The sequence below is a fragment of the Proteus genomosp. 6 genome (genome assembly GCF_040139785.1).
Classification (GTDB): Bacteria; Pseudomonadota; Gammaproteobacteria; order Enterobacterales; family Enterobacteriaceae; genus Proteus.
Genome location: NZ_JBEEVJ010000013.1, coordinates 13017 through 25800 on the forward strand (window position 1 = coordinate 13017; position 12784 = coordinate 25800).

The window sequence follows — 12784 nt, forward strand, 5'->3', positions numbered from 1 at the left end:
GTTATGAATGAAACACAATTGACACATCTTCAGCAATTAGAAGCAGAAAGCATTTATATTCTGCGTGAAGTTGTCGCTGAGTTTGAAAATCCCGTCATGCTTTATTCAATAGGCAAAGATTCCTCGGTGATGTTGCATTTAGCTCGTAAGGCGTTTTATCCCGCAAAATTACCTTTTCCTTTATTGCATGTTGATACTGGCTGGAAATTTCGAGAAATGTATGAATTTCGAGATAAAACGGCTAAAGAATATGGCTTTGAGCTTAACGTTTATCGAAATCCGCAAGGTGCAGAACTTGGGATCAATCCATTTATTCATGGTAGTGCAAAACACACGGATATCATGAAAACAGAAGGACTAAAGCAAGCCTTAGACAAATATGGTTTTGATGCGGCATTTGGTGGTGCGCGCCGTGATGAAGAAAAATCACGCGCCAAAGAGCGTATTTATTCGTTTAGAGATAGAAAGCATCGCTGGGATCCGAAAAACCAACGACCTGAATTATGGAAAAACTATAACGGACAGATTAATAAAGGTGAAAGTATTCGTGTATTTCCACTCTCTAACTGGACAGAACTCGATATTTGGCAATATATCTATTTAGAGAATATCGATATTGTTCCTCTCTATTTTGCCAAAAATAGACCCGTTATTGAACGTGATGGCACCTTAATTATGGTAGATGACGACAGAATTGATCTAAAACCGGGTGAAGTGATCACACAGCAACAAGTGAGATTTAGAACGCTGGGATGCTGGCCATTAACGGGTGCTATTCCTTCACAAGCAGAAACGTTACCCGCCATTATTGAAGAAATGCTGATTTCCACCAGCAGCGAACGACAAGGGCGTTTAATTGACAGTGATCAGTCGGCCTCAATGGAACTGAAAAAGCGCCAAGGTTATTTTTAATCGGAGGAAATATGGGACTTTTAGCCATAAAAACGAATCAACTTGTCGCGGGTGAAATCGCACAACAAGGCGGTGTAGATCGCTATCTTAAGGCTCAACAGAATAAAGGATTACTGCGATTTCTAACCTGTGGAAATGTTGATGATGGAAAAAGTACATTAATAGGACGTTTACTTCATGACACAAGGCAGATCTACGAGGATCAGCTTTCTACATTACAAAATGAAAGTAAAAAGATCGGTACTCAAGGTGAAAAGCTCGATCTTGCTTTGCTGGTGGATGGATTAGCCGCAGAAAGAGAGCAGGGGATCACGATTGATGTTGCTTACCGCTATTTTTCAACGTCAAAACGTAAGTTTATTATTGCTGATACGCCTGGGCATGCTCAATATACTCGCAATATGGCGACAGGAGCATCAACAAGTTCACTTTCTATTCTGTTGATCGATGCTCGAAAAGGCGTACAAGAACAAACACGGCGACACAGTTTTATCAGCACACTCCTTGGGATCCGTCATTTAATCGTAGCGATCAATAAAATGGATCTGGTGGATTATCAGCAAGCGACCTTTGATTCGATCCTGCAAGATTATCTTAAATTTGCCGATCAACTCCCAACAGATCTTACTATTGAATTTGTCCCTATTTCCGCCCTTGATGGTGACAATGTGGTTTCTCCCTCATTGAATATGCTTTGGTATCAAGGAAAAACGCTACTTTCATTATTAGAGGATGCACCGGTTAAATTGGGTTCAGATCCGCAAGCATTGCGTTTTCCTGTGCAATATGTGAATCGTCCAGATTTAGATTTTAGAGGATACAGCGGTACAGTGTCTTCAGGTGTGCTTTATCAAGGGCAAAAAATCAAAGTATTACCTTCAGAAAAACATACAACGATTACACGTATTGTCACTTTTGATGGTGATTTAACGCAAGCTAAAGCAGGGCAAGCAATCACATTGGTTCTGGCAGATGAAATTGATATTAGTCGAGGGGATATTATCGTTGATGATAACGATACAACCGCCAATATTAGCACTCATGCGTTAATTGACGTGGTGTGGATGTCAGAGCAGCCTTTAGTGCAAGGTCATACTCTGGATATCAAAATTGCAGGTAAAAAAAGCCGCGCCAAAATAGAAAATATTCATTATCAAGTGGATGTAAATAAACTCACCCAACAAGTCACAGATAACTTAAGTTTAAATGCGATTGGTAGTGTTGAAGTCTCATTTGAAGAGCCTCTGGTGCTGGATAACTATCAAGTTAATGCTGATACTGGAGGATTAATACTGATTGATCGACTAAGCAATGTCACCGTAGGCGCTGGACTTATTCGAGAAACGAGAGATAACGCGATACAAACTATGACGCAATATGATGCTTTTGAAGTCGAGTTAAATCAGCTTATCCGTCGCCACTTTCCCCATTGGGGCGCAAGAGATCTTCTTGGAGGAAAATAGTGGTGATAAGCAACGATATTGTTTGGCATCCTCATAAAATTGGATTAAATGAACGCGAATCACAACAAGCACACAAAGGATGTGTGCTTTGGTTTACAGGGTTATCTGGTTCAGGTAAATCCACACTTGCCGATGCGTTAGAGCAAGCACTTTATCAATATTCACAAAAGCATTCGCCTATTCATAGCTATTTATTAGATGGGGATAACTTACGCCATGGTTTATGTTGTGATCTTGGGTTTAGTGCCGAAGATAGGCATGAGAATATTCGCCGTGTGGGGGAAGTGGCTAAATTGATGGTCGATGCGGGACTGATTGTCTTAACCGCTTTTATTTCTCCTTACCAAAAAGACAGACAACAAGTTAGAGATCGCTTTGAGCAAGGAAGATTTATTGAGATCTTTGTTGATACACCTCTTTCTATTTGTGAAGCCCGTGATCCGAAAGGGCTTTATCAAAAAGCAAGACGTGGAGAGATAAAACAATTTTCAGGTATAGATTCGCCTTATGAACAGCCCATTGATCCTGAATTACATTTAGACGGCACACTTTCTATAAGTGAACTAATCCAACAAATCCTCGCTTACCTACAGCAAAATCAAATCTATCGTGAGTTTTAGGACGACATTACATTATCTCTACACAAACACCCTATAAAAGGAGGGGATGTGTAGAGATATTATGGCTATTTAAGATTTTCAACCACGCATACATTTACTGATGAATTCAGTGTATAGATCCTTATCTTAATAAGAAAAAATCACACCTTAGTCTGAATTTTATAGAAGTTACCCACGTTTATAGTGAGGAAAATAGGAATAATAATGTAATATATTCCAGCACTTTTGTGGCGTCTGTTGTTGAGTTGTGGGATGATTAGCCCATTAATCTTGGGGGTGGTAATGGGGAAATTAACAGTCTTACTTCTGATTTTACTTGGTTGGCTACAATATTCATTGTGGTTAGGTAAAAATGGTATCCATGATTACAACAAAGTAAGTCAAGAAGTTGAATCTGCATTGGCGCAAAATACGCAGTTAAAAGAGCGTAATGATCGTCTATTTGCAGAGATTGATGACCTCAATGGCGGGCAAGAAGCGTTAGAAGAACGTGCTCGTAGTGAATTAGGAATGATAAAGCCTAATGAGACATTTTTCCGTATTGTGAGCGATAAATCTCAACCACGTCGTTAATTTATTGAATTAATAGTGTGCCCTGATACAAATATCATAATGAATATAACAAACTCAACTCTTCCTATTGTTGCCGTTATTCCAGCGGCTGGTATTGGAAGTCGAATGCAATCAGTCTGCCCAAAACAATATTTGAAAATTGGCGGATTGACTATTCTTGAACATACCATTAATGCTTTATTAAAACATCCACGTATAACGCAAATTATCGTGGCGATCAGCCCTAATGACAGCTATTTTCACACTTTACCTTTAGCGCAAGATGAAAGAATAATTACGGTTAATGGTGGTGGTGAACGCGCTGACTCTGTATTGTCAGGTTTAGAGTATGTCACTCAACATTTTTCTGAAAATACATGGGCGTTAGTTCATGATGCAGCAAGACCTTGCCTGCATTTTGGCGATCTTGACCATCTTATTAAACTCATTGATGAAAACGTTATGGATCCACAATTTTGTGGTGGCATTCTTGCGACACCTGTTCGCGATACAATGAAACGTAGTCATCAACAAGATAACCATATTGAACAAACAGTAGAAAGAACAACCCTATGGCATGCTTTAACGCCACAATTCTTTCCTGCATTGTTATTAAAACAAAATATAGAAAATGCACTCTCACAAAAAGCAACGATCACTGATGAAGCCTCAGCGATGGAGTTTGCTGGATATGAACCTTTATTAGTTAAAGGTCGTGCAGATAATATTAAAGTTACTCAGCCAGAAGATTTAGCGCTTGCAGAGTTTTTCCTCTCACGCCAAATCACCAGTATAAGGAACACATAATAAAATGAGAATTGGACACGGTTACGACGTACATAAATTTGGCGGTGAAGGCCCTATTATTATTGGCGGTGTCAGAGTTCCTTATGAACAAGGGCTGTTAGCTCACTCTGATGGCGATGTCGTATTACATGCAGTGACAGATGCTATTTTAGGTGCAGTGGCAATGGGTGACATTGGCACATTGTTTCCTGATACCGACCCTGCATACAAAGGTGCAGATAGCCGTGTACTCCTTCGTGAAGCCTTCTCACGCGTAAGAGCAAAAGGTTACCGAATTGGTAATTTAGATGTCACGATCATTGCTCAGGCTCCAAAAATGCTACCTCATACACCACAAATGCGCGTCAATATCGCAGAAGATCTTCATTGCCATGTTGATGATATCAATGTGAAAGCGACCACAACAGAAAAGCTTGGATTTGTTGGTAGAAAAGAAGGCATTGCCTGTGAAGCCGTTGTTTTACTAATGAAAGAGTCATTACCTGAATGAGTGATTTACCCGAACTCCATTGGTTACATGGAAAACCACAAGCAACAGGTTTATTAAAGTCAATCCCTGAAGATTTTATTGTCTGTGAAGATCTTGGCTTCACCCTTGATGGGGAAGGCGAGCATGTCATGGTGAAAATCAGAAAAACAGGTTGTAATACGGCTTTTGTTGCTGAAAAATTAGCAAAATTTGTTGGTATCCATCCTCGTGATGCCAGTTACGCTGGTCTAAAAGATAGAAATGCAGTGACTGAACAATGGTTTTGTCTGCGAATGCCGGGTAAAGAGATGCCCGATTTTAGTCAGCTTGTTTTAGAAGGTTGTGAAATTCTAGAAACGACTCGCCAACAACGTAAATTACGTATAGGAACGCTAAAAGGTAATCACTTTACATTGGTGTTACGAGAAATTTCTGATCGCGATTTTGTTGATACTCGATTAGTGCAAATAAAAGCAAAAGGTATTCCTAACTACTTTGGTGCTCAACGATTCGGTCGTAATGGTGATAATTTACGACAAGCCATGCGTTGGGCAACGGACGAAATCCGCGTAAAAGAACGAGGAAAACGTAGCTTTTATCTCTCAGCAGCTCGTAGTGCGATGTTTAATCATATTGTCAGCACAAGATTGGAATATGATTTATATTCAAAAGTGATACTCGGTGATGCAATGCAGCTTCATGGAAGAGGTAGCTGGTTTGTTGTTGATGAAGCAGAATTGGCTCAAACACAAACTCGTTATGAAGAGCATGATGTTCATATTACGGCACCTTTGCCGGGTAAAGGTGATTTAGGTACACAATCACAAGCATTGGATTTTGAAACTGAAAATCTGGCAGAATATGAAGCCTTCTGGTCACTCGCTCGACAAGAACGCGTTGATAATACAAGACGTGCTATCAATGTATTACCAGAAAATATGTCATGGAATTGGGTAGACGACACCACTGTTTCTCTGTCATTTTTTTTACCCGCAGGAAGCTTTGCAACTAGCGTTGTACGTGAATTAATTTTATTAGGGAATGATGATGCTGAAAATATTGGTGAGTAATGACGATGGTGTGATGGCGAAGGGGATACAGACTCTCGCTAAAGCATTGCGCCAGCGTTATGATGTACAAATTGTTGCACCTGATCGTAATCGTAGTGCTGCATCTAATTCTTTAACAATTGACAGACCTCTACGTAAGCAAGAGCTTGAGAATGGGGATATTGCGATTGTTGAGGGAACACCGACAGATTGCGTTTATCTTGGTGTAAACCATTTAGTACGTCCTCGCCCTGATATTGTGGTTTCTGGTATTAATCATGGTCCTAATTTGGGTGATGATGTTATTTATTCAGGTACTGTTGCAGCGGCAACAGAAGGGCGTTTTTTAGGTTTACCTGCCATTGCTGTTTCACTTGATGGTGAAACGCACTTTGAGACCGCCGCTCAAGTGACTTGTGAAGTTTTGGCAATGTTACAACAAGTACCGTTAAGAGCGGGAAATATTCTCAATATTAACGTACCTGATATTCCTCTTGATGAAGTAAAAGGTTTTCGTATTACACGTTGTGGTAGTCGTCATGCTTCACAACATGTTTATACACATACTGATCCTCGAGGAAATAGTCTTTATTGGATTGGGCCTCCAGGTGAAAAAAATGATGTAGGCCCTGATACAGATTTTGCTGCTGTTGACGAAGGTTATGTATCGATAACCCCATTACATGTCGATTTAACAGCCTATAAAGCACTTGATTTACTACAAAATTGGTTAAATAAAGCAGAGGTCAAAAAAACATGTTAAGTCGGTCAATGAAAGACTTACTGACAATGTTAAAACAGCATGGCATCAAGGATGAGAGCCTGTTGGAAGCAATGAGTAAAGTACCAAGAGAGCTTTTTATTGATGAAGCGCTTTCTCATAAGGCTTATGAAAATACGGCTTTGCCTATTGGCAATGGGCAAACTATTTCACAGCCTTATATTGTTGCCAAAATGACAACGCTACTGGAATTACAAAGTACCGATTCTGTATTAGAAATTGGTACAGGTTCGGGATATCAAACTGCAGTATTAGCAAATTTAGTTCATCATGTTAGTTCCGTTGAGCGTATAAAGATATTGCAATGGCAAGCTAAACGGCGCTTTAAACATCTTGATTTACATAATATCTCGACACGTCATGGTGATGGATGGGAAGGTTGGTCATCAAAAGCTCCTTTTAATGCCATAATAGTGACAGCGTGTGCAACAGAAGTACCACAACAGTTATTGATGCAGTTAGCCGATGGTGGCAGGATGATCATACCTGTTGGTGAACAACAACAAATACTGAAGTTTATCCGACGTTTAGGTAATGATTTTCACTATCAATCTATAGAAACTGTTAGATTTGTTCCTTTAATCGCAGGTGAGTTAGCATAACTTCCAGATAAATCTGACCGTTTTTTATTACTGCTTTTTAATAGCTTGTCGTAATCTGCACTAATAAATGAAACATTTTCAAAAAATTGCAGTCTTTTTGTTTAACTCGACAAATTGCTAGATGCTAATGCCTTTTTAAAGGGAGAAGGAAGTATGAATTCAGAAAGCCCAATTAAGCATGTCCGCTGGGCAATCATGTGTTCGGTAATTGGATTTGCATTAACAGGCTGTGCAGATACACCTTATCGTCCTGCGCCAATTACCTCTGTAAATGATAGCTCTTCAAATAATACGGTATCAACTGCACCTGTGATGACTAGCAGTAATGCGACACCTATTGAAAGAACTACCCCCTTACAATCGTCACCTCCTCCTTCTATTAAGGTGAACTCCGCTTCGACTAATGGAGGCGTGGTTCAGTCTCAAAGCCAGCCTCGCTCTCAAACGTCAGTTGCGGCTCAAAATGTAAACACTGATGGTTCTGGACGCATTGTGTATAACCGTAACTACGACAGTATTCCAAAAGGAAACTACAACGGTAATACGTACACCGTAAAACGCGGTGATACTATGTTCTATATCGCTTGGATAACTGATAGTGATGTAAAAGAACTAGCATCAATGAATAACATCTCAGAACCTTATAGCTTAAACGTAGGGCAGGTGTTGAATATTGGTAACCGTCAGGTCAACACGGGTACTAATACCAATGTCAATACATCGGTTATTAATCAATCAAGTAGCGCTGGTGTTCAAACGGCACACACTAAACCAACAAACAATGGTGCTATGGGACCATTGATTACTAAACCGGCAACAACACCACCAAAAACAACGACACCGCCACCAACAACGAATACAAATACTACAACTGCTGCAACACCAGCACCAACGGCAGCTTCTGGTAAGTGGATTTGGCCTGCGCAAGGTAATATTATTGAAAGTTACTCAAGTGCGCCTGGCGGCAATAAAGGTATTGATATCGGTGGTACAAAAGGTTCACCAATAGTTGCCACTGCTGCGGGTAAAGTGGTTTATGCAGGTAGCGCATTACGCGGCTACGGTAACCTCGTTATCATTAAGCATAATGACGAATACCTCAGTGCATATGCACATAACGACACCATTTTGGTGCGTGAACAGCAAAATGTGAATGCGGGTCAGCAAATTGCCACAATGGGTAGCTCTGGAACCAGTTCTGTCCGACTACACTTTGAGATCCGCTATAAAGAAAAATCACTCAACCCAATGAGTTATTTGCCTAAGAAATAAATAAGTGGTTTTTTACTCGCATAGTGAATAATCCTAAAGTTAAGCCCTCTCCTTTACAAAAAGGAGAGGGCTTTTTCTTATCTGTAATTAATTAAAATATTGAAACAAAATAAATTTTATCTAAGTATAAGTGCTTATTAAAAGATTATTAAAAATGAGAGATCAATATAAAATTATAGATAACGTTAAATTAGACGGTTGATTCTCAACCAATGAATGCGTATGCTAAAAATTGTTATATAAAAAATGAATAAAGATTCGTTGTTATTAAAAGATGGACTATAAAATAACCCCTTGTTTAGGTGGATATTTCCTTTATTAGATTATCTTTTAAATAATAGTACGTAATAAAAATTATTGGATATTATTTTATTATTATGGGTTTTTATTTGTTTTTTTAGATGTAAGTAGTCACAAATAGCGCATCAAATAGAGTAATTTTACGTATAGATAAATGTACGTAAAATATAATAAAAAAACTGTTAATAACCTGCACTCAATAGTTAAGTTATATATTGAATAAAGAAAGAATAAAATTAACAGTAAAATAGATTATGTTATCTTTTATTTTGTAATTCGTTACAAGGGAAAATCAGTAAACCCGTTGTGTCGTGACACAGCGATAAACTGGTAAACAGACTTTAATCATGAGTCGTTTACCTAAATTATCAAGGGTAGGAGCAGCTGATGAGCCAAAGTACGCTAAGAGTAGACGAGTTATATACAGATGAAATTGAAGAGAACATGGAAGAGTTCGATGAAGTTGCTGCAAAAGAGGCAGAAAATGAGTCTGATGCTCAAGACGAAATTGAACTTATTGAAGGAGTCAACCAGCGTGCGCTCGATGCAACTCAGCTTTATTTAGGAGAAATTGGTTATTCTCCGTTGCTGACCGCTGAAGAAGAGGTTTTCTTTGCCCGTAGAGCGCTACGTGGTGATATTCCTTCAAGACAACGAATGATAGAAAGTAACCTACGTTTAGTTGTTAAGATTTCTCGTCGTTATACAAACCGAGGACTTGCTCTTCTTGATCTTATTGAAGAAGGGAATTTAGGTCTTATTCGTGCTGTTGAAAAATTCGATCCTGAAAAAGGTTTCCGTTTTTCAACTTATGCGACATGGTGGATACGTCAAACAATTGAACGTGCCATTATGAACCAGACCCGCACTATCCGCCTTCCCATTCATATCGTTAAAGAGCTGAATGTTTATTTAAGAACGGCAAGAGAATTAGCACATAAACTCGATCATGAGCCTAGTGTTGAAGAAATTGCACAAACATTGGATAAACCAGTTGAAGATGTGAGTAAAATGCTGCGTTTAAACGAACGTATTACTTCTGTTGATACCCCTATTGGGGGTGATTCAGATAAAGCATTACTTGATATTATCTCTGACGAAAATGAAGAAGGGCCGGAAGCAACAATTCAAAATAATAACCTCAAGGAAAATATCATAAAGTGGTTATTTGAATTGAATCCTAAGCAACGTGAAGTATTAGCACGTCGTTTCGGGTTATTAGGCTATGAAGCAGAAACTTTAGAAGATGTTGGTAGAGAGATTGGTCTGACAAGAGAAAGGGTTCGTCAAATTCAAGTTGAAGGACTACGTCGACTAAAAGACATTCTACAAAGTCAGGGATTATGTATTGAAGCACTTTTCAAAGCATAGTTAGCCACCCAATTTCTGTTTATAGCTTTAATTGACATATTGTTATTACCAAAGCCGATTAGTGGGTTTGCTAATCGGCTTTTCTTTATCTTGTATTATACGATTCAAAACGATAAAACAAGAGCGCAGTCTTGTACCTCGTCAGCCTGATGAAAGTAATAAAGGAAGATATGAAAGATTATTTTTTAAACGTTAAACTAGAGCGTTGCGATTTTAGCCAAAGTAAAATCTCTCCAAAGGGAATGGTGAGATTAATAGCATCAGGTAAAAACTTTTATCTTAATGAAGCTGATTTTGCTAACTCTCAAGATTTTCTTAAACGATTAAAACAAGGTGATGAGCTTAAAATCTGTGCAGAATTACTGAAAGATGGCAGTTTCTGGGTGCAATGGATTTATCATGATACAAAAGGAAGATTGGAGCCTGAACGAAAATTCACGCTAACAGCAAAACAGAAAAAATGGTTATTGATTGCATTTTTTCTGACCGTGATTGGAGGCTGGTGGAGTTATTTCTCGTTAATTTATTTAGAGCCTAATTTCTTTATCATTATCACAATGATTATTTCATTTGGTGCTGTCATGGCTGGGATCAGTTATATCGGAGAAAAAGTTTATCGCTATTTTCAGCGCACCAGCCCCAAACATAGAAAGAGAATAAAGGCGTTGGATAAAGTCATCGCCAAGCAAGCATTGATAGCTCCAGATGGCGAGCAACTCATTATTACTGGAATAAAATCAGCACCATTACCTTCATTTACCTTGAGTAAAAAGTCGTTTCCTCAAATAAAGCAAAGTAAAGTACAGCGAGTTAGAGGAATAATACAAATTCATAGTATTAATAGACTTCAAATACATTCCCGCAATAGCGAGACTGTAATAATGCAAATATCCTGTCTGATTAATAAACATCCTTTTGTATTAAGTTATAGAGAGCGCTTATTTTATTCTGATCATAATTTGTTTCTTGCTGATGGCGATGATGTTGAATTGTTCTTTTGGCAAGCTGAAGATAAGAACTCAGAGCCTGTTATCTTAGGGGTTTATAATCATACAGATAATGGCGCTTATTCAATTTCAGGACAAATGTATATTGGGCATCAGCGCACATATTGTTTATCGCTGTTAATAACCGCATTAGTCAGTATTTTTGTGTTCTCAATGGTTGCTGGTTTATCTATTTCCGATGTTTATGATAATGGAAATTATTGGGATAAATGGGATTGGTATTCTATTGGTGATGCTTTTTTAGGAATGGGTATTATCTATGGTTTAATCATGAGTGGCTTTGCCTTTTTAATTGCATTGTTTTCAAACCTTTATATTTTGTTTTCAGAAAAAGGTAATAGTAGTTATCAAACCCATTTTTTACTTCAGCAGCAATGTGTTGAGAACAAGCGACCGCTGTATATTACGGAGCTGCGTCAATGAATCCTTTTTTCCGTAAGCCTTTTATCATCATCACAAGCTTATTTATTTTAAGCTTACTGCTCTGTTATGGTGTGCTTTTTCATGGTTTTGCCTCTAAGTGGCAATGGAAAAATGAAAACGCCTCTGAGTTATCTTCATATCCTTATTCTCGTTATGATTGGCATAAGGTTTTTTATGCTGCTAGTGGGATATTAATTAAGACTGAATCTGATAGTGGGCGATATGACGTAGATATTTATGGTCGACTTCACCGCCAAGATAATCAGAGAAAATATACGCTGTACTTTTCTGACAAAGAAGGCACACGCTTTGTATCACAAGGCCAAGGTAGCTTTTATAACGCTTATTGCGTTCTTGATAAGTGTGTATTATTTACAGAACAGGGGCGTCAAAATATAGATTTAGCAAAGTTTACAGTCGCAGATTTAATGCCTTGGCAAGAGACTAACGCTGGCTATTATCGCTTCCCTTTAGCGCTTATCGGTGGAAAATTACTGTTTTCACAAACAACATCACAATTAGTATTAGTTGATAATAAGACGATACTGACAAGTTTAGATGAAGGTGAAAGCTGGGAATATTCAGTTAATACAGAAGATCTGGTGAAGCAGTATTACGCTGAGGATTTCGGTGAGTTTACACAATTTCATTATGCCCTTTCAGGTGATTCTCTGGTTATTTTTTACAATCATCATTACACAACAAACACGTTAGAAATCACGCTAAATTTAGTGAATAAAGAAGTAACAAAAACACGCTGGCTTCCTTTGCGTGTTAAAGAGGTTGCTCAAAATGATAAAGGTGATATCTATTTTATTGCTCAACATGCTTCTCGTGATCTCTATTCTGTGGTTCAACGTCAAACTGATGGAAATTTAAAAACTTTCTATGAAAGTGGTTATAAATATCTAAATGATTTGATGATAAGTAATGATGATTTGATTTTAAATAAAGGTCGTAACGATGATCAAACTACGCTAGTTTTCTCATTAAAAACAAAAAATTATACTTCTTATGAGAAAATTAATGACGATATGATGTTTAATCCTGCTTTATCTTCATTTATTCGTTTGTTTGATAATTACGGCGACGAAGATACTTTACTATTATTGGGTGAACGACTGAAATATAGCCATGCTTTTATTAAGTAGAGTTG

Annotated in this window: 13 protein-coding genes; all 13 read left to right on the plus strand. The window is 38.1% G+C overall.

The window, feature by feature from the left end:
• Positions 1-3: 3 nt before the first annotated feature.
• On the plus strand, positions 4-912 hold the full coding sequence (gene cysD, locus ABN212_RS15140) for a sulfate adenylyltransferase subunit CysD (RefSeq protein WP_198630477.1): 909 nt from the start codon (positions 4-6) through the stop codon (positions 910-912).
• An 11-nt stretch (positions 913-923) separates the two neighbouring features.
• The gene (gene cysN, locus ABN212_RS15145) at positions 924-2375 is read left to right on the plus strand and encodes a sulfate adenylyltransferase subunit CysN (RefSeq protein ID WP_349443380.1); all 1452 of its coding nucleotides are present in this window, start codon (positions 924-926) and stop codon (positions 2373-2375) included.
• On the plus strand, positions 2375-2995 hold the full coding sequence (gene cysC / locus ABN212_RS15150) for an adenylyl-sulfate kinase (RefSeq protein WP_198620876.1): 621 nt from the start codon (positions 2375-2377) through the stop codon (positions 2993-2995). The genes cysN and cysC overlap by 1 nt, the downstream gene beginning before the upstream one ends.
• Before the next feature lie 282 nt (positions 2996-3277).
• Positions 3278-3568 (plus strand): cell division protein FtsB, encoded by a 291-nt coding sequence (gene ftsB / locus ABN212_RS15155; RefSeq protein WP_196533953.1) that lies wholly within the window; start codon positions 3278-3280, stop codon positions 3566-3568.
• 39 nt (positions 3569-3607) lie between these two features.
• On the plus strand, positions 3608-4354 hold the full coding sequence (gene ispD, locus ABN212_RS15160) for a 2-C-methyl-D-erythritol 4-phosphate cytidylyltransferase (RefSeq protein WP_196533954.1): 747 nt from the start codon (positions 3608-3610) through the stop codon (positions 4352-4354).
• Positions 4355-4358: 4 nt separating this feature from the next.
• Complete coding sequence (gene ispF, locus ABN212_RS15165) at positions 4359-4844, plus strand: 2-C-methyl-D-erythritol 2,4-cyclodiphosphate synthase (RefSeq protein WP_023582677.1); 486 nt, start codon at positions 4359-4361, stop codon at positions 4842-4844.
• Entirely contained in the window at positions 4841-5893 is a 1053-nt protein-coding gene (gene truD, locus ABN212_RS15170; protein ID WP_198620875.1) for a tRNA pseudouridine(13) synthase TruD, read from the plus strand. Before ispF ends, truD begins: the two co-directional genes overlap by 4 nt.
• Positions 5871-6635 (plus strand): 5'/3'-nucleotidase SurE, encoded by a 765-nt coding sequence (surE, locus tag ABN212_RS15175; protein ID WP_088494730.1) that lies wholly within the window; start codon positions 5871-5873, stop codon positions 6633-6635. The genes truD and surE overlap by 23 nt, the downstream gene beginning before the upstream one ends.
• The gene (locus tag ABN212_RS15180) at positions 6629-7255 is read left to right on the plus strand and encodes a protein-L-isoaspartate(D-aspartate) O-methyltransferase (RefSeq protein ID WP_075673789.1); all 627 of its coding nucleotides are present in this window, start codon (positions 6629-6631) and stop codon (positions 7253-7255) included. Before surE ends, ABN212_RS15180 begins: the two co-directional genes overlap by 7 nt.
• Before the next feature lie 153 nt (positions 7256-7408).
• Positions 7409-8527, plus strand: a complete 1119-nt coding sequence (gene nlpD, locus ABN212_RS15185) for a murein hydrolase activator NlpD (RefSeq protein WP_198620874.1) — start codon at positions 7409-7411, stop codon at positions 8525-8527.
• A 687-nt stretch (positions 8528-9214) separates the two neighbouring features.
• Entirely contained in the window at positions 9215-10198 is a 984-nt protein-coding gene (rpoS, locus tag ABN212_RS15190) for an RNA polymerase sigma factor RpoS (protein ID WP_023582671.1), read from the plus strand.
• A 170-nt stretch (positions 10199-10368) separates the two neighbouring features.
• The gene (locus ABN212_RS15195) at positions 10369-11628 is read left to right on the plus strand and encodes a hypothetical protein (RefSeq protein ID WP_349443381.1); all 1260 of its coding nucleotides are present in this window, start codon (positions 10369-10371) and stop codon (positions 11626-11628) included.
• Positions 11625-12779: a hypothetical protein gene (locus ABN212_RS15200; protein ID WP_349443382.1), complete on the plus strand. Its 1155-nt coding sequence runs from the start codon at positions 11625-11627 to the stop codon at positions 12777-12779. Before ABN212_RS15195 ends, ABN212_RS15200 begins: the two co-directional genes overlap by 4 nt.
• Positions 12780-12784 lie beyond the last annotated feature (5 nt).